The organism is Marinomonas atlantica (assembly GCF_001639725.1).
GTDB lineage: Bacteria > Pseudomonadota > Gammaproteobacteria > Pseudomonadales > Marinomonadaceae > Marinomonas > Marinomonas atlantica.
Map to the genome: position 1 here is coordinate 111,899 of NZ_LTAW01000007.1, position 16,447 is coordinate 128,345.

Annotated in this window: 20 protein-coding genes; 12 read left to right on the forward strand and 8 right to left on the reverse strand. The window is 41.3% G+C overall.

Going from position 1 to position 16,447, the window contains the following annotated elements; translation table 11 throughout:
* Positions 1–146: 146 nt before the first annotated feature.
* The 8 genes from AYW75_RS13690 (at position 147) to AYW75_RS13720 (ending at position 5,256) form a co-directional block, all read left to right on the forward strand.
* Positions 147–527: a Gfo/Idh/MocA family oxidoreductase gene (locus tag AYW75_RS13690; RefSeq protein ID WP_082856536.1), complete on the forward strand. Its 381-nt coding sequence runs from the start codon at positions 147–149 to the stop codon at positions 525–527.
* Between the two features lie 169 nt (positions 528–696).
* Positions 697–1,026 carry a hypothetical protein gene (locus tag AYW75_RS13695; RefSeq protein WP_067100412.1) on the forward strand — a complete coding sequence of 110 codons (330 nt, stop codon included), beginning with the start codon at positions 697–699 and terminating at the stop codon, positions 1,024–1,026.
* Positions 1,027–1,135: 109 nt separating this feature from the next.
* Positions 1,136–1,552, forward strand: a complete 417-nt coding sequence (locus tag AYW75_RS13700; RefSeq protein ID WP_067100415.1) for a universal stress protein — start codon at positions 1,136–1,138, stop codon at positions 1,550–1,552.
* Positions 1,553–1,678: 126 nt separating this feature from the next.
* Positions 1,679–1,957, forward strand: a complete 279-nt coding sequence (locus AYW75_RS13705) for a putative quinol monooxygenase (RefSeq protein ID WP_067100418.1) — start codon at positions 1,679–1,681, stop codon at positions 1,955–1,957.
* 129 nt (positions 1,958–2,086) lie between these two features.
* Positions 2,087–2,971 (forward strand): DMT family transporter, encoded by an 885-nt coding sequence (locus AYW75_RS13710; RefSeq protein ID WP_067100422.1) that lies wholly within the window; start codon positions 2,087–2,089, stop codon positions 2,969–2,971.
* A 213-nt stretch (positions 2,972–3,184) separates the two neighbouring features.
* Positions 3,185–3,313, forward strand: a complete 129-nt coding sequence (locus AYW75_RS19135; protein ID WP_269447790.1) for a hypothetical protein — start codon at positions 3,185–3,187, stop codon at positions 3,311–3,313.
* 53 nt (positions 3,314–3,366) lie between these two features.
* The gene (locus tag AYW75_RS13715) at positions 3,367–4,014 is read left to right on the forward strand and encodes a hypothetical protein (RefSeq protein ID WP_067100425.1); all 648 of its coding nucleotides are present in this window, start codon (positions 3,367–3,369) and stop codon (positions 4,012–4,014) included.
* Between the two features lie 789 nt (positions 4,015–4,803).
* Positions 4,804–5,256, forward strand: a complete 453-nt coding sequence (locus AYW75_RS13720; protein WP_067100428.1) for a Spy/CpxP family protein refolding chaperone — start codon at positions 4,804–4,806, stop codon at positions 5,254–5,256.
* A gap of 75 nt (positions 5,257–5,331) precedes the next feature.
* On the opposite strand, the gene AYW75_RS13725 is transcribed toward AYW75_RS13720, so the two are convergent.
* On the reverse strand, positions 5,332–5,979 hold the full coding sequence (locus AYW75_RS13725; protein ID WP_067100430.1) for a YecA/YgfB family protein: 648 nt from the start codon (positions 5,977–5,979) through the stop codon (positions 5,332–5,334).
* A gap of 58 nt (positions 5,980–6,037) precedes the next feature.
* Here AYW75_RS13725 and AYW75_RS13730 point away from each other — a divergent pair, with 58 nt between their 5' ends.
* The 4 genes from AYW75_RS13730 to AYW75_RS13745 all read left to right on the forward strand — a co-directional run bounded on the left by AYW75_RS13730 (position 6,038) and on the right by AYW75_RS13745 (position 9,799).
* Positions 6,038–7,807 (forward strand): RecQ family ATP-dependent DNA helicase, encoded by a 1,770-nt coding sequence (locus AYW75_RS13730; RefSeq protein ID WP_067100433.1) that lies wholly within the window; start codon positions 6,038–6,040, stop codon positions 7,805–7,807.
* The gene (locus AYW75_RS13735; protein ID WP_067100436.1) at positions 7,800–8,300 is read left to right on the forward strand and encodes a SprT family zinc-dependent metalloprotease; all 501 of its coding nucleotides are present in this window, start codon (positions 7,800–7,802) and stop codon (positions 8,298–8,300) included. The genes AYW75_RS13730 and AYW75_RS13735 overlap by 8 nt, the downstream gene beginning before the upstream one ends.
* 82 nt (positions 8,301–8,382) lie before the next feature.
* Entirely contained in the window at positions 8,383–9,219 is an 837-nt protein-coding gene (gene ttcA, locus AYW75_RS13740) for a tRNA 2-thiocytidine(32) synthetase TtcA (protein ID WP_067037653.1), read from the forward strand.
* 13 nt (positions 9,220–9,232) lie between these two features.
* Entirely contained in the window at positions 9,233–9,799 is a 567-nt protein-coding gene (locus AYW75_RS13745; protein WP_067100438.1) for a YfaZ family outer membrane protein, read from the forward strand.
* Between the two features lie 83 nt (positions 9,800–9,882).
* On the opposite strand, the gene AYW75_RS13750 is transcribed toward AYW75_RS13745, so the two are convergent.
* The 7 genes from AYW75_RS13750 to AYW75_RS13780 form a co-directional block, all read right to left on the reverse strand.
* A complete protein-coding gene (locus tag AYW75_RS13750) occupies positions 9,883–10,425 on the reverse strand; it encodes an adenine phosphoribosyltransferase (RefSeq protein WP_067100441.1) in 543 nt (180 codons plus the stop codon).
* A gap of 26 nt (positions 10,426–10,451) precedes the next feature.
* Complete coding sequence (gene fnr / locus AYW75_RS13755; RefSeq protein WP_067100444.1) at positions 10,452–11,213, reverse strand: fumarate/nitrate reduction transcriptional regulator Fnr; 762 nt, start codon at positions 11,211–11,213, stop codon at positions 10,452–10,454.
* 30 nt (positions 11,214–11,243) lie between these two features.
* Complete coding sequence (gene hemN, locus AYW75_RS13760; protein WP_067100446.1) at positions 11,244–12,614, reverse strand: oxygen-independent coproporphyrinogen III oxidase; 1,371 nt, start codon at positions 12,612–12,614, stop codon at positions 11,244–11,246.
* An 81-nt stretch (positions 12,615–12,695) separates the two neighbouring features.
* Positions 12,696–13,364, reverse strand: coding sequence for a sulfite exporter TauE/SafE family protein (locus AYW75_RS13765; protein WP_067100449.1), 669 nt, complete (start codon positions 13,362–13,364; stop codon positions 12,696–12,698).
* Positions 13,361–13,519: a cbb3-type cytochrome oxidase assembly protein CcoS gene (gene ccoS / locus AYW75_RS13770; RefSeq protein ID WP_067100452.1), complete on the reverse strand. Its 159-nt coding sequence runs from the start codon at positions 13,517–13,519 to the stop codon at positions 13,361–13,363. Before ccoS ends, AYW75_RS13765 begins: the two co-directional genes overlap by 4 nt.
* Before the next feature lie 9 nt (positions 13,520–13,528).
* Entirely contained in the window at positions 13,529–15,907 is a 2,379-nt protein-coding gene (locus AYW75_RS13775; protein WP_067100455.1) for a heavy metal translocating P-type ATPase, read from the reverse strand.
* Positions 15,904–16,389: a FixH family protein gene (locus AYW75_RS13780; protein ID WP_067100457.1), complete on the reverse strand. Its 486-nt coding sequence runs from the start codon at positions 16,387–16,389 to the stop codon at positions 15,904–15,906. Before AYW75_RS13780 ends, AYW75_RS13775 begins: the two co-directional genes overlap by 4 nt.
* Positions 16,390–16,447 lie beyond the last annotated feature (58 nt).

The following is a 16,447-nucleotide window of genomic DNA, read 5'->3' on the forward strand; positions in this document are numbered from 1 at the left end:
AAGCGTTTTATGAGAGTGGTAAGAGCGTTTTCAAGGGCGTATTTTTAGTTTTCTGAGGTTGAAGTCTTCAGGTTTTAGAGAGCAAGCAATTTATGGTGTGCTTGCCTTGATAGAAACAATTACAAGAAATGGCACAAGGAAGAATAATGGAATCGGGTCAATTTAAAATTGCGGTAGTTGGTGCAGGAAATGCGGGCTTAGAACTGCTAGATCGTTTGTTTACAGCGGAGTTTGTTGAGATTTTAGGTGTGGCGGATACCAATATGCAGGCACCGGGTATGTTGTTGGCGAAGGAACATAATATTCCAGTGACTACGGATATGTATGACCTACTTATAGACAGTGCGCAGATCGATATTCTTATTGATGTAACAGGCATCAAATCGGTTCGTGATGCCTTGCGCACGCACATGCAAGAAAGTGGCAACCATCATACAGTGATCATGCATGAGCGAATTTCGGCATTATTAATATCGCTTTTCAATGGGCACCCTGTTGAAACGAAAGCCAGCGATGATTTTTATTGAGTTTTCACACTTTTCAATTGTATTGGGGTGAATTAGATTCCCCCATCATGCCTCCGCTTTAAGTTTTATACGGCACTGCTTAATCTGATGACAAAAATTTGCCTTTTTGTGTGCTTAATGGTGAAATTTTGAGTCATTAAAAATAGGCGTTATGGTGTAAGGAGGGTCCATGAACCATTCGCAATGGCTAGAACAAGAGTTTCCCGCGTTGATTTCTGAGTCCAATTTAGTTATCCAAGAGCTTATCGACCAAGCGAAGGAAAAAACTCGGAGGCCTAGATACTTTCTGAACGGAATTATCATATTGGCTTTAATCAATGCTTTATTTCTATGGATACTGCCTACTATTGTGGTGGCTCCTTATGAATCTTGGGGGGCATGGGGATTAGTAATCTTTGTTGTTATTGCTGCTAATATAATCAATCAGAAGTTAGAAAATCGCCTAATCAGATCTAAATTGAAAACACTTGTTAATGAACGTGGTCAACTGTTGTCATAATCTTTACGGTTAACGTGGTTTGTTGTTCTGTTAATCGTCTGCAATACTAAAGGTACACTCACCAACCAATTGGTTTAGAACGAAGGGTTCTGACCTAGGAGAGGTTGATATGTATACTAAAATAATGGTTCCGGTAGATTTAGGGCATGTAGACAGATTAGAGAAAGCACTTAGAACGGCTGCTGACATTGCTAAACTATATGATTTGCCTGTTTGCTATGTAGGGGTCTCCAGTTCTGTACCCAGTAACGTGGCCCATGGTTCTTCTGAATTTACATCTATGGTAACAACGTTTGGTCAAGATCAGGCTCAGCGACACAATTTGTCTAATGTGACCGCAGCAGCTTATATTTGTCCTGACCCATCTGTGGATTTAGATGATGTGTTATTAAAAGCTGCGGATGAAAACGATGCAGACCTAATTATAATGGCATCCCATGTTCCAGGCCTTGCTGATCATATATTTGCATCCAATGGAAGTTATGTTGCATCTCATTCAAAGGTTTCGGTGTTAGTCGTACGCTAGAGTTCAGATGATTTATTAGTATGCTTTCCTAAGCAATTCTGAAAATTGGAGTAAGACTGTGCTACTTAAATAGCATAGCCTGCTCCTTTTTTATTTCCCTTATAATATTGCGTAAAATGTTTATCCATGCCAAATTTTGTATTACAAGGTTATATCCTTGTCCCTGAATCAGACTTGGCTGCGGTTAAGGCGGAACTACCTAATCACATAGCTCTGACGTGTAATGAGAAAGGATGTATTGTGTTTAGCGTGAATCAATGCGTTAAAGAACCGCTGCGTTTTAATGTGTATGAGGAGTTTGTTGATCAGTTAGCATTTGATTTACACCAAAAACGCGTAAAAGCTTCACTTTGGGCCGAGGTGACTGTAAGGGTTGAGCGTCATTATGAAATATTAATAAAGTGAAATTTTACTTCTATTAAGACTTTCGTTTTTAATCGAAACAAGTAAAAATGCCTGATTGATTACTTTGATGTCCGACACTAACGGATGTCTGCCTCTTAGATATGTGAAGTTAAAAAAGCGAATCTTATAATGAGTCAAATTGACAAGGAAGTAGAGCGTAGCCTGGTCGGAAAAGGTGTGCTGTTGTGTTTGGCTGCTATGCTGGTCTTCGCTTCCCAAGACGCCGTCACAAAGATGTTGGTGCAAGAAATGTCAGTAGCTCAAGTAGTGCTCGTTCGCTACTGGGTATTTGCTCTGTTTGCGATCATATGGGTGACACGTACTAGCACGATTCGTCATGCATTACGCTCTGTGCGCCCTAGGTTGCAGGTATTTCGTTCGTTGTTATCGATTGCCGAAATTGCGATTTTTAATTTAGCGCTACGCTATCTTGGTTTAGCGGAGTCACATGCTCTGATGGCAGTGTTTCCATTGATGGCAATTGCCTTGGCGGCTCCGATTTTAGTTGAGCACGTTAGCCGTAACTGTTGGCTGGCTGTCATGGCCGGTTTTGTCGGCACACTGATTATCCTACGACCAGGATTAGAGGTGTTTAAAATAGAATCACTGATACCTTTGTCAGCAGCGTTATGTTTTGCTGGCTATCATGTTGTCACTCGACAGGTCAGTTCGGCGGGTGATGGTTTTAATACCAATGTATTGTATATGGCTCTGGTCGGCTGTATTTGTGCCACGCTTTTTGGTATCACAGCTTGGCGAGAGCCTAGCATGCAAGAGTGGTTCTTATTGAGTGTGATTTCAGTGATGAGTGTTGCAGCACAATTATTACTAGTGAAGGCACTTGAGCATGCACCAGCTTCCGTTCTGCAGCCCTTCAATTACAGTCTGTTGGTGTTCGCTACAATTATCGGCTATTTAGTGTTTAATGAATTTCCGGACAGCTGGACCTTGGTGGGGGCCAGTATTGTTATTTTGAGTGGTCTGTATGTGATCTATTCCCAACGAATGAGTTGATTCCTTCGCTAAATCAAATTTTTGCATTTTTGGTTCATTCAACGGTTTATATCTGCACAGTTTTAACTTTCTATTAAAATGTGTTCGTAAACATGCATATGTGCAAAGACAAGATATGAAGCTTTACATCCCCCTTTCGCTGTCTCAGCGTACTCTGTACTGACTTTTCCGTAAAATATCCCCTATCGCATACATCATATATAGGGAAAGTACATGACACATCTATTTGGACAGGCGCTGAAGTTTGGCTCTATTGGTTTAATGTTGTTGGTGTCAGGCATACTGGGAGCTTCTTCACTTAATCAAGTCTCCTCGACGTCAGACAATAATGATCACTATTGATTCTTATGGTTTGATTGTACTACTCGCTACTTGAACACCTAAAAGGAGGGAGCATGCAAAAATTGATTGCCACAGCTTTATCAGCAGCTATTTTATCCGGTTGTAGTCCGACAGAAGACGTTAGCAAAGAAACGTTTAAATACGCAATCAATAACCAGATGTCGCAAGACTGCTTAATGCTGAATACTCGGGACTCTAATTTCCCTGTGAGTGTTGATGTTCCTCAAACGGAGCGTGAAAAGTTAATTTCAATAAACAGTGACAGAATCGCTCAATATGATGCATTGGTAGAGGCGGGTCTACTGACTGTCGATAGTAACACGAAGACCATTGAATCTGCTTTTGAAGATGAATCGAGCACAATTACCTTAAATGTATACTCTCTTACAGATTTGGGGCAGAAGTCTTTTAAAGAAATACCGTCAAATAGCAATATGGCCGGTGACACCAAAGGGTTATGTGCAGCATCTTATCATGTGGGTGAAGTATTAGAATTTTCTGAGCCAACTCAGTCTATGTGCGAAACCATTTCTCATGTACGTTACACTATGTTGCCGACGGGTATTCAAGACTGGGCTCGAAATGACAGTGTTCAAAATGCTTTTCCAACGATGGTAAGTCTTCTTAATGCTGAGCGTCGTCAAAGTGCGACCTTAGTTTTAAAAGAGGATGGCTGGGTTTTTCAAGACAACATTAGGTAATCAGGTCAATTCATTTAATGACTGTTTATAAGGGCTTTTCTAAGAGCTTGGAAGGTCCTAATTAAGCATACTGAGCATTGTTTTTAGCATCTTTTAAATGGTTCGTTATTTTCAATTTTTCAAGATAAGTGGTCGCGGGAAAATCTTTCTTAACAGGAAGCATTTTTCTCTTCTAAACTCAAAGTTATCACGCATTTAAGCAATAACATCATGCTTAATACTCATTTCCTGTCCATCACGATTCGCGGCTCGATGTGAATGTTTCTCAGCCTCTAGTATTAAAGAATATTTACGGAGTGCATTGGCAAGGTTAAATTCTCCTGCTTGAAACAGCTTATCAGTCAAGTCTGGTATTTCATTTCGCATCAACCTGTTTGGATCAAGACTTTTACTAACTCAGCTAATGAACTTGTTGCCGATGCTTTCGCTGGCAAACCATTATCTGTTTTTGAGCTAAATACATTTGTTATTTGACTAGTCAGTCCTTCTGTTCGCATAAATCACCTGTTGTTTATGATCTTGATTTGAGTAATGGGCGTGCCTACTAATGTTTAGTAAAAAGTTTTGTGGTTCAGGTGTCATATTCAAGCCTTTATTTCATGTGTGCTTGCGAATTAAAGGCCAATTACTGCACAGTCGTATTAAGAGAACATATTTCTTGGTTAATCAATAACTTGTGCATTGCCTACTGCATTCACTTTACATAGCCTTTGCTTTCCTTTAATACAAATTGACGCTGTAATCGTCATAATAGAAGTCACTTAAAGCACATTCAAAGAGGTACGAAACATGACTATTTCAGCGAAGAAAGCAGGTAAGTTAGGTGTGGTCGGATTAGCCGTTGCGATGGCAGCCTCCGTGGCGACAACGTCCTTTGCCGGAGAGGCAATGCAGGCAGCCCCAAATGCTGTTAAACCTTACTCTGAACAAATGGTGCAACGTATGTCCACTCAGCTTAAGTTTGATGAAGAGACCAAAGCGGACGTATCAGAACTGTTTGCAGAAGCCCGTGAAGAGCATCAGGAGTTGTTAGATGACATGCGCGCTTTCAGCAGTCCTGTTAAAATGCTGAGCCCTAAAGATGATGGCTATGTTGACCAGATCGAAGAGCTTGCAGAAAAACGCAGTGAATTGATGGTACGCATGGATGTGCAGCAAGCCGAGATTCGTCATGAGTTCTACGAGCTACTGAGCGATGAACAAATTGCGATGTTAGAAGCTAAGAAGCAAGCAGGTAGCTAGTCGGTTTGTAATGCAGAATTTTCTGCTAGACCAAAAAAATAGCCGCATCATGTGATGCGGCTATTTTAGTTGTATTTAGCGTTTCTTACCGCCTTTATTGTTTCCACCTTTGCCTTTCGCTTTGCTTTGAGGCTTTGGTTTATAGGCTTTTTTCTCAGGCTCGGTACGTAGCGCCAAGAATAGGTCTGTTACCAATTGCGGGATTTGATCGATGCAAGATTGTGTCAGTTTTTCGCTTTCACGAATTTGCTGAACTTCTTCGTCTTCAAATAATCCGGATGCCACCATAAAGGGTAATAGAAGCTCGGCAATCTCTTCTTCTTTATCTGTTTCAAACCAATGACGTTCAGTGAAAAATACACCTTCCATGAAGCCTGATGCCCATTCTTCCAGTTCGCTTAGCTCATCTGGGTTGGAGCTAACTTCGATTTCACAAGGCACTAGGAAGTCATCTTCTGACTCTAATTCTTTTTGAATGTCCCCAAAAAGACGAGTAAATAAATTCTCAATGTGCTTTTGTTCTTTATCAGAGGTAAAATTAGGCGTTTCCTCGAATACAATAGGTAACCATTGGGACGCAGCAGGTGCTTCTGTACTGATCGAAAGGGCTGTTAAAAAGCCATGTGCCATAACAAAGTTTTGGCAATCTTCGTGAACAGAGTCCGAGTCCAAAAAGTTTTCTAGTTCTTCAAATTCTAGATCATCAAGAGGTTGGTGTTGCATTTAGGTTTTCCTATTATTCAATCGCAACACAGTTTAAACACATCAGTTGTAAAAAACCATGAGCAAGCCAGTCAAAATCAATACAGTTGTTGCCATTAATCCTGTGCAGACAGCATTAAAGCGCTTAGGGTTCGATGATTTCATTGGGTCGCAGCAAATCTGTGTCGAATCCCTGATGCGTGGTCAAGATGTTTTAGCCTTGTTACCAACAGGGGCGGGTAAATCCGCCATTTATCAAGTCGCGTCAATGGCTCGGACTGGAGTAGGTTTAGTCATCAGCCCTTTGATTGCCATTATGCAGCAACAAGTGGTCAGTCTTCAGGCGCTTGGAGTCAGGGCGGAATTTTTAAACTCTACTCAAAATGGTGCTGAACAAAACGACTTGTACTGGCGCTTGCGACATAATGATGTGGAGATTTTGTATATGTCTCCTGAAAAATTGTTACAGGCTAGTGTTCTTGGATTGTTGGAAGATGTTGATGTTTCATGCATCGCTATTGATGAAGCGCATTGTGTGATGCGCTGGGGCAGCCAGTTCCGTCCAGAATATGCTCAGTTAGGTTGCCTAAAAGAAAAGTTTCCTGAAGTACCTGTCATCGCGTTAACGGGGACGCTGTTGCCAGAAAATCAGCAACAAGTTCAAGTGGCGCTTGGTCTTTTTGAGCCTAATGTGGTTCGAGAAAGTGTGAATCGCCCCAATATTCGGCTACAGGTATCGCAAAAACGTCGTGCAAAACAGCAGCTCTTATCCTTTTTAATGAAAGATGGCATGGCTCAGCCAGGAATTGTTTACTGTCGATCGCGCTCGAAAACTGAGGAGCTATCAGAATGGCTTACATCCCATGGTATTCAAGCGACTTGCTATCACGCCAACTTATCATCGAGTGAGCGTGACTTTGCCCATCAGCATTTCGCTCAAGGTGAAGCGCAAGTTTTGGTGGCGACAACGGCTTATGGAATGGGGATCGATTTAGATCACGTAAGATTTGTTGTGCATATGGATTTACCTCTGTCAATTGAGAACTATGCCCAAGAAATTGGTCGAGCAGGACGCGATGGCAAGCCCGCGCAAGCACTTCTTTTTTATGGTCTACAAGACATTATGCAGACATGGGAATTTGTTCAGCAAGAAGGGTTAGAGCCTGAATTCTGGCGTTTGATGAGCTGTCTGGAACACCCTCAGTGTCGAAGAGCCTCGCTGCTGTCCGCGTTTGACGAAATGGTAGAAAGCGAGTGTGGTAATTGTGATCGTTGTACGAACAAAGGCAAGCAACACAACGTCACGGTCGCCGCGCAGAAGTTTTTGAGTTTAGTGCATTTTACTCGCGGAGGAGTACCCTTTGCCTCACTTGTAAATACCCTATTGGGTAAAAGTATTAAGAGTGTGACCAATTTTGGTCTTGAAAAGCATGGGCTATTTGGAGCAGGGAAATCACTGGATGAATTACAGTGGAAGGCGGTGGTGCGTCAGCTGTTAGCAAAAGGTTTTTTGACTCAGCGAAGTGTGAGGCCATTTTCTGTTATGTTGACAGAAAAAAGCCGTTTGGTATTGCGTTCGGAAGAGCAAATCATTGTTTCATCTGACTGGTTTTATCCTGCATTAAAAGACACTGATTTGGAAATGCTTAGCCAAGGAGCTTGGAGCGAGCTAATGCAATGGAGTGTGGCAAACCGAGTATCGGAATATTTATCAGAAACTCAATTGCATAAAGTGTTTGAATCGCAGCCGAGCTCTTTAGCGTCTATGAGTCGAATCACGGGATTAAGTAAAAACCGCCTAACCGAGTTGAATGCCCATATGTTGTTCGTAGAGGGGCAATATGAGTAGTGTTGTCAGTCACAAAAATGTTGAGAGAATCGAGAACAAAATCTGTGACTGTCTTAATAAAGCAGAACGCTATTTCAAAATTGGCCTTCAGCGTCCCAGTTTTAATTTTAAGCAGCGAGGTCGAACCGCTGGCACGGCATATTTGCAACGCAATGAGATGCGCTTTAATACCTATATGCTACAACAGGACCCAGATAAATTTATTGACCACGTAGTGCCACATGAGTTGGCGCACATTGTGGTCTATCAGGTGTTTGGTTCAAAAGTTCGTCCTCACGGGAAAGAATGGATTGCTGTGATGGAGCATTTGTTTGATGTTGAAGCCAGCCGCACCCATGACTTTGATGTACCCAAGCCACGTAATCTATTCCTATATCAATGTGCCTGCCAAGTGCATGAGTTTACCGCCCATCGGCATGGTCGTGCAGTGAAAGGCACGCAGTATATATGTCGTCTTTGTCGAAAAAATTTGAATTTTCTAAAAAAGAAGTAAACCTATTCATCCATTCGTTGATAGGGTGCTTCAACAAAGTGGTTGTAGTAAGATACCGCCATCTGTTTTATGGTAATTAAGAATGAACGCTGAGATCGATCGAAAAGAAAAGCTTGAGCTAAATAAACTGCAAAAACGTCTTCGTCGAATGACTGGACAAGCGATTGCGGACTTCAACATGATTGAAGATGGCGATAAGGTAATGGTGTGTTTGTCAGGCGGCAAAGACTCTTACACAATGTTAGATATCCTTTGCAACTTGAAAAAGAGTGCGCCAATCCACTTTGACATTGTGGCCGTCAACTTGGATCAGAAACAGCCGGGATTTCCAGAGCATATTCTGCCTGCTTACCTTGCCGATTTGGGTGTGGATTATCATATTCTTGAAAAAGATACTTACAGTATCGTTAAGGAATTGGTGCCTGAAGGTAAAACGACTTGTGGCTTATGTTCTCGCTTGCGCCGCGGCTCTTTGTACGGTTTTGCTGAAGAAATTGGCGCAACGAAAATTGCGTTAGGTCATCATCGTGACGATATCCTTGAAACCATGTTTTTGAATATGTTCTTTGGTGGCAAGCTTAAGGCAATGCCGCCAAAACTATTGAGTGATGATGGCAAGCATGTGGTGATTCGTCCCCTTGCTTACTGTAAGGAGTCCGATATTGAGCAGTATTCTTTACGAAAGGCTTTCCCGATCATTCCTTGCAATCTTTGCGGGTCTCAGGAAAATCTACAACGTCAAGTAGTGAAAGAAATGCTTCAAGGATGGGAGAAACAATACCCTGGCCGTCTTGATACTATGTTCTCAGCGGTTCAAAATGTTGTACCGTCGCATTTAGCCGATACTGAACTGTTTGACTTCAAAAGTTTGACGCAATCCGAAGATGCATTGAAACGCTTAAATATTATTGAGCTTTAAAAAAGGAAGCAGTATGTCGATGAAGAAACTTTTACCAATCGTATTAGGGGCCGCTATTTCAATGACAGCCCATGCGAGTGATACCGTAGAAGGCAGCCTTTCAAATGATGCTGTTAAAGTGGATATGAGCCTTGAACAAGGTAAATACTTCTTTGATGCAGGCGGCATGTATCACACTGATGATGGCAAATACGGCTACATCGGTGCTCATATTGAAGATATTGATACAGCTAAAGATTATCCAGTACAAATTGGTTTAGGCATGCGCTTAATGGCTATTGATACTGAGTATGATGTAGATAATGCTGGTATGGCAATTGCGCTAGGTGGTTTCTACCGTTATACCTTCCCGCAAGCAAACCGTTTTAGCGTATTGGGCTCGTTGTACTTCTCGCCTAAAGTACTGGCGTTCCAAAATATCGACAGCATGTATCAAACTGAAATTCGTGGTGAATACCGTACTTTACGCAACGCTCGCGTATTTCTTCGATATGGGTTAACAAGTGTAGATCTAGATAGCTATAGTAACGATGTAGACATGAACAAAGGTGTTGCCATTGGTGTTTCCACTACATTTTGATAGTGGCTTGATAGATTGTTTATAACGAGTATATAAAAAAGGTGGCTTAGGCCACCTTTTTATTAATCAAAAGAAGGGTTGGGTTACTCACCTTCAAAAGCACATAATGAAAACACTGGAATGTCCATTCCTTGAATCTTTGTACTGCCGCCTAAGTCAGGTAAATCGATGATTGCCGCTACTTCATTAATATTTGCACCTTGCTGCTTAAGCAAGCTAGTAGCTGCAATGAGAGTGCCGCCTGTGGCGATTAGATCATCAAACAATAAAACTTGATCACCTTCCTCGACTGCACCTTCTTGGATTTCTAATTCAGCGCTGCCATATTCCAAATCATAACTTTGCGAAATGGTTTTACCAGGTAACTTGCCCTTTTTACGAATCAGCACTAGAGGCTTGCGTAATTCATAGGCTAATACTGATGCGATTAAAAAGCCACGTGCATCAATGCATGCAATGTGAGTTATATCGCTATCAATGTAGCGGTGTACGTAAGCATCCACCACCATGCGCAACCCCTTAGGGTTGCTAAAAATCGGGGTGATATCACGAAAGCTGATGCCCGGCTTAGGCCAGTCTTCAACAGTGCGAATTAAAGACTTAAAGTAAAAGTCGTCAAAGAGCATAGATAAACCTTAACTAACTGGTTAGATTAAACGTGCTCAATAGTAGCACATTCCCCAGCAGCTCCGACAAGTTTCTCCATTTCGGGAAGGTTGATAATGGAAATTTCTTTACCATCCACATCAATCAAACCGTTCTTTTGGAAGCGTGTCATCACTCGACTTACTGTCTCTACAGCTAAGCCTAGGTAGTTACCAATTTCACCACGAGACATCGATAAGCGGAAAGAAGTTGCTGAGTATCCACGCTTTTTAAAGCGGTGTGATAAATTAAGAAGGAAAGAAGCAACTTTTTCATCAGCATTTTTCTTGCCAAGCAATACCATCATTTGTTGATCATCACAGATTTTTCGGCTCATTAAACGAAAGAGTTGATGCTTTAATGATGGGATTTGAGAAGACAACTGTTCAAGGTGCGAGAAAGGAATTTCGCAAACAGTGGTTGTTTCAAGAGCTTTTGCGGATACAGGATAATGATTCTCATCGATACCACTTAGGCCAACAAGCTCGCTTGGACAGTAGAAGCCGGTGATCTGTTCTTCACCAGAGTTTGTGATGTTAAATGTTTTTAGTGTGCCTGTGCGGACTGCAAACACAGAGTCGAATTCTTCACCTTGATGAAAAAGCATTTCGCCTTTTTTTAAAGGACGTTTACGCTCAATAATTTGATCTAGACGGTTTACGTCCTCATCCGCTAATGCAATTGGCAAACATAATGCGCTTAAGCTGCAATTCTGACATTGTGATGTCAGTTTACTGTTAAAACGGTTGTTTGAATTGGAAATTGCCATGGAAACTCTCCCTGAGCTCGATCGGGTAATTTATATTACTTTAGAAAAATTAGATTGGGTTGTTAGGTATTTATCAAACGCCATACACACGCAGCGTACGAGTAAGCGACCTTCTTCCGTTATTTTTATAAAGATATTGTTATTGTCATAATTGAATTTTATCACGCCATCTTCCTCTAGATTTTTTAGAGAATCCAGCTCTGAACTGAAATATTCAATAAAGCTAATACTAAAGTCTAATTCGATGTCTTTGCAATTTAATTCGTTATTACAAAGTAATTTCATGATAACTGCGTGTCGAATTCGGTCATCTAAGCTACTTATATAGCCTTTCATAATGGCTAGTTGACCATTCTCGATACTATTTTGGTAAAGTGAAAGGTCGGTATGGTTTTGAAAGTACGCTTCTCCAATTTGGCTGATAGCTGAGACGCCAAAAGCTAATAAGTCCGTTTCTGCGTGGGTCGTGTAACCTTGAAAATTACGCTGTAGATGACCTTCTTTTTGTGCTTTTGTTAATGTGTCTTCTGGCTTTGCAAAATGGTCCATACCAATATAGACATAGCCTGCATTAGTGAGCTTATCAATGCTTAATTTTAATAGAGCAAGCTTTTGATCTGGAGACGGTAAATCTTCATCCAGAATGCGTCGTTGAGGTGCGAAGCGTTGCGGTAAGTGAGCGTAATTGAATACAGAAATACGATCAGGAGACAGTTCGATTACTTTGTCTAATGTGTCTTCAAAACCTTCTAAGGTCTGCTTGGGAAGCCCGTATATTAAATCAAAGTTAATTGAGCGATAGTCTAAATCACGTACGTCCGCCAATACATCGCTTACTAGCTCAATTGGTTGAATTCGATGAATAGCTTTTTGAACATCATGATTAAAATCTTGAATGCCTAAGCTTACTCGGTTAAAACCAAGGGTTTTAAGCAATTCAAGTTTCGACCTATCTACTTCACGAGGGTCTATTTCAATGCTGAAATCTTGCGTACCATCGGTAACTAAATTGAAGTGATCCCCAATCATAGAAAAAAGGTGTTTAAGATTATCTTCGCTTAAAAAGGTTGGTGTGCCACCCCCAAAATGCAGTTGAGTAACAGGGCGTGACTGGTTAAGCATTAGCGCTCGTAAACGCATTTCTTCACCTAAAAGTTCTACATATTCAGTACCTTTATCGTACTGCTTAGTAACGATTTTGTTACAAGCGCAGTAATAGCAAAGGTGAGCACAAAAAGGCACATGAAAATATAAACTCAATGGCGCACTGGAGGGCTCAAGCATCTTACCAATCAATTCCATCTTGCTAATATCAGTGCTGAACTGAGGTGCAGTAGGGTATGACGTGTATCGCGGCCCTGCAAGGTTGTATTTCTGGATAAGTCTGGAGTCCCAAAGCATAAGGTTTTTCCTATTAAAATTTCTAATAGGAAGTGTACTCGGATCTTTATTTGGCTTGATGACTTAGATCAATTATTGAGTTTATACGATATTAGAAAGCAGGTTTTTTATAAAAGGGATTGTGTACAGACCATAGCACGTCAAGCTAATGCCAAAGATCCAAGCGAGATGGTAGTGGCTCCAAATTTGTTTGAATTGTTGACTAAATAAAGCAGCTAGAAGCATTGCTGGTAAAGTACCCATTGCGAAACCAAAAATGGCGATAAGGGATAATTCGATAGAACCTAATGATGATGCCCATAAAACTGTTGAGTAAACCAGTCCGCAAGGGAGCCATCCCCATATCATACCCGCCCCGAAAGCTTGACCAAGGGTTTGGATGGGTAAAAATGATTTAGCAAAAGGTTGGACGTATTTCCAAATGTAACGTCCCAATGACTCGATCCGAAGAATAGCTTTAGACAATCCGCAGATATACAGGCCCATTAGAACCAACAAAATACCAGCAAATGTACGTAGTGGTATCATCAACTCTGAGTAAACGGAAGCAAAACCAAGGTTTATAGCTAGCGCAAGTATTAATGTTAAAGTGCAGTAAGATAAAATGCGGCCAAAGTTATAGGCTAAAATAGTTTGAAAAGCAGTTTTATTACCAATTGACAGCATGGATGCTAAACCTCCACACATCCCCAGACAGTGCCCAGCGCCAGCGAGCCCTACTAATAATGCGCTGATGAAAATCGAAATCACAACTTTTTGTCCGTATCATCATCTTCAAATAAAATACGTTCACCTTCTCGATTTAAGTCATCAAACTGGTCTCCTTTAACGGCCCAAATAAATATGATGATGGCGATGACAACAAATATCCCAGCTATTGGGATAAGTAAAAAAAGGCTTTCCATGAGTTAGTCCTATACATTTGTAAGTCGAGTAGCGTTCACGACGACCAGTAATGAGCTTAACGCCATACCAATGGCTGCAACCCAAGGAGGTATCAATCCAGCAATTGCTAAAGGCAGTAATGTTGCGTTATATGAAGCAGCCCAAATCAGATTTTGCTTAATAACCTTACGACAACGTTTTGCAGAACTTATAGCGGTTATAATGGTGGATAAATGCTCGCTTAACAAAATCGCATCTGAATGAAGCTTGGCTAAATCCGAACTTGCACCCATTGCTAAAGATGTTGTTGCGCCAGCAAGCGCAGGTACATCGTTCAAACCATCACCTACCATTAAAATATTATGATTGGATTGTTCTTTAATCCATTGCCATTTCTCGTCTGGCAAACAGTTAGTTTTAAAATCATCAAACCAGCTAGAGCTAAGAATACCTCTGGCTGATTCAAGTGTGTCACCCGTTAGTAAGCTAACTCTAATACCCTGCTGCTTGAGAGCTTTGATGGTAGATTCAGTTTCAGGACGCAGTACATCACAAAGTGTTATTTTCGCTATCACATGTTGAGTGTTAGCTAGGTAAAGGCTTAGTTCTGCAGCGTTAGCCCCATCACATTTAGGAACACTTAAACCGATATTTTGGATGAGAGATGAATTGCCAAAATAAAAGGTATTTTGGTCTAATATGCCTTGAACTCCTAAGCTTGAAAGGTTCTTGATTTGGGTTACATTTGCGGGAATGAAGCTACAAAATGCATTTGCTAACGGGTGCTTAGAGTGTTGTTCTAGACCACTGATGATGCTTAATATCTGTTCCTTGGACAGAGACAAATCAAAGCACGTCACGTCAGTGATTGAAAAATTTCCTTGAGTTAACGTCCCTGTCTTATCAAATACAATATGGTTTGTGTTAGCTAATGCTTCAATAACGTGTCCACGAGTGATTAAAAAACCATTGCGCTTTAATGTATTGGTAATAGTAGTCAATGCTACGGGTGTGGCTAATGATAAAGCGCAGGGGCAAGTCACCACCAATACGCTGACCATAATCCAATACGCTTCGCTTTCTCCCATGTAACTCCAAAAAGCATACGTCAATGATGCGGTAATCAGAACTGCGATAACGAAGTAGTGGGCAACTTTGTCGGCAACGATAGCGACTTTTGGCTTGTCACCAAGAGCACGCTCAGTAATTCTAGAGATAGCTGCAGCGTGTGTATTTTGGCCAACATTTTCGACATGTATTTCTATCTGCTGTTCAATATTGATGGTTTGAGCTTTGAGGCGATCGCCTTGTCTTTTTGTAATTGGGGTGTATTCACCAGTTAGGCTTGATTCATCAACACTGGTCGTATTACTCAGTAGTACTCCGTCAACAGGTATCGTTTGCCCTGGCTCAATAATTACCGTATCACCAGCTTTTAGCTGTTGCTGCGGAATGGTTTTCAATTCATTTTTTAATTTGATTTTAACGGCCGCTAGTGCGTCTTGTTGATGAGCGCCAATGTGGTATGTGCGGGCAATTGTCTCTAGAAAACGTCCAAGAAGTAAGAAAAAAATAAACATCGTGACCGAGTCGAAATAGACGTGGCCCGTTTGCGTATATAGCGCTAGAACGCTGGATCCGAAGGCTAATAGAACGCCAATAGATACGGGCAAATCCATTGTGAAGTGGTGATTCTTTAAATCACGTACTGCACCCTTGTAGAATGGCCACCCAGCATACATCACAACAGGTGTAGCAAAAATAAAGCTTATCCAGCGTAGCATTTGGCGATAGATATCATCCATCCCTTGTAAGTCGCCTGCGTACATAGCAATAGCGCTCATCATAACTTGCATCATGCCTACGCCAGCGATGCCTAGACGAATAATCGCTTTCTTTTTTTCTTTACGGGATTGTTGGTATTGCTCGCCGGGTAAGTATGGGGTTGCAGCGTAGCCGATGAACTGCAGTTCTGATGCTATGGTTTGAACTGAGGCTTGCGCTGGGTCCCATGTAATAGTCGCCACTGAACTACTAAGGTTTACATGAATATTCTTTATTCCAACTTGTTGACCTAAGTGTTTTTCTATTAGCCAAGCACAAGCTGAGCAAGTAATGCCTGTTAACGAGACTTGGATAACATGCTCATTTTCGGTCTGGTGAACATATTGGTTGTACAGCTGTTTATTATCTAATAACTCAAAAATCGGAGTATTGTCTTCAGTAAGTCGGCTACCTGCACTGCTTTCTCTGCGCTCATAATAAAGGGATAGGTCAGCACCACAAATATGCTCTGCTATGGCTTGGCAACCATAGCAGCAAAATTCGCAATGCATATTTTGAAGGTTGCTGGTGATGTTGATACTCGCAGGAATCGGATCACCACAATGGAAACAACTTTTGCTCATAAATTAAAGTTTAAGCTGGTATGAACGTCACTGTTAATTCGACCATTCAGTTGCCAGCCGTTATCTGATTCTAAATAGATGTTCCAAATACCGCTAAGGGGCTTATTTAGTTGGGCTCGATACTCATTTTCAGCAACTCGAATTAGCTCTACATTGAAGTCTTTTTTGGATAAGGCGGCATGAGCAAATAATACAGACAGGGTATTTGCAGTTGCGTTTTTAGTTGTCAGCAACAATTCACCAGTTAAGTTATCTAGGCGAAGGTCAGCTTCGATACCTAAGTCTCTCGCCGCTTCACGCTTTGTAATTACCTGATTGATTGCTAGACCGTCTTTATAGTAATCATCTTTTACAAGGTCACTTGAGGAATGCAGTGCAGCATAAACTTGTACCACTGCAACCAAAACTGAAGAAAGAGGAACGCTAATAATAAACCACGGCCAAAATTGTTTGTACCAGACCGGAGCTTCTGATGTTGACATAAAGGTACTCCAATAAATAAATGTAATAAGCGGTGATATTATCACCGCTTATAGTTAA

Excerpts from the sequence above, each read along its gene's own strand:
- AYW75_RS13700 (WP_067100415.1), top strand. The coding sequence starts at position 1,136 with ATGTATACTAAAATAATGGTTCCGGTAGATTTAGGGCATGTAGACAGA.
- ttcA (WP_067037653.1), top strand. The coding sequence starts at position 8,383 with ATGAACGCTGAGATCGATCGAAAAGAAAAGCTTGAGCTAAATAAACTG.
- AYW75_RS13725 (WP_067100430.1), bottom strand. The coding sequence starts at position 5,979 with ATGCAACACCAACCTCTTGATGATCTAGAATTTGAAGAACTAGAAAAC.
- AYW75_RS13780 (WP_067100457.1), bottom strand. The coding sequence starts at position 16,389 with ATGTCAACATCAGAAGCTCCGGTCTGGTACAAACAATTTTGGCCGTGG.
- AYW75_RS13735 (WP_067100436.1), top strand. The coding sequence starts at position 7,800 with ATGAGTAGTGTTGTCAGTCACAAAAATGTTGAGAGAATCGAGAACAAA.
- AYW75_RS13730 (WP_067100433.1), top strand. The coding sequence starts at position 6,038 with ATGAGCAAGCCAGTCAAAATCAATACAGTTGTTGCCATTAATCCTGTG.
- AYW75_RS13695 (WP_067100412.1), top strand. The coding sequence starts at position 697 with ATGAACCATTCGCAATGGCTAGAACAAGAGTTTCCCGCGTTGATTTCT.
- AYW75_RS13745 (WP_067100438.1), top strand. The coding sequence starts at position 9,233 with ATGTCGATGAAGAAACTTTTACCAATCGTATTAGGGGCCGCTATTTCA.
- AYW75_RS19135 (WP_269447790.1), top strand. The coding sequence starts at position 3,185 with ATGACACATCTATTTGGACAGGCGCTGAAGTTTGGCTCTATTGGTTTA.
- AYW75_RS13705 (WP_067100418.1), top strand. The coding sequence starts at position 1,679 with ATGCCAAATTTTGTATTACAAGGTTATATCCTTGTCCCTGAATCAGAC.
- AYW75_RS13720 (WP_067100428.1), top strand. The coding sequence starts at position 4,804 with ATGACTATTTCAGCGAAGAAAGCAGGTAAGTTAGGTGTGGTCGGATTA.
- hemN (WP_067100446.1), bottom strand. The coding sequence starts at position 12,614 with ATGCTTTGGGACTCCAGACTTATCCAGAAATACAACCTTGCAGGGCCG.
- AYW75_RS13715 (WP_067100425.1), top strand. The coding sequence starts at position 3,367 with ATGCAAAAATTGATTGCCACAGCTTTATCAGCAGCTATTTTATCCGGT.
- ccoS (WP_067100452.1), bottom strand. The coding sequence starts at position 13,519 with ATGGAAAGCCTTTTTTTACTTATCCCAATAGCTGGGATATTTGTTGTC.
- fnr (WP_067100444.1), bottom strand. The coding sequence starts at position 11,213 with ATGGCAATTTCCAATTCAAACAACCGTTTTAACAGTAAACTGACATCA.
- AYW75_RS13775 (WP_067100455.1), bottom strand. The coding sequence starts at position 15,907 with ATGAGCAAAAGTTGTTTCCATTGTGGTGATCCGATTCCTGCGAGTATC.
- AYW75_RS13750 (WP_067100441.1), bottom strand. The coding sequence starts at position 10,425 with ATGCTCTTTGACGACTTTTACTTTAAGTCTTTAATTCGCACTGTTGAA.
- AYW75_RS13710 (WP_067100422.1), top strand. The coding sequence starts at position 2,087 with ATGAGTCAAATTGACAAGGAAGTAGAGCGTAGCCTGGTCGGAAAAGGT.
- AYW75_RS13690 (WP_082856536.1), top strand. The coding sequence starts at position 147 with ATGGAATCGGGTCAATTTAAAATTGCGGTAGTTGGTGCAGGAAATGCG.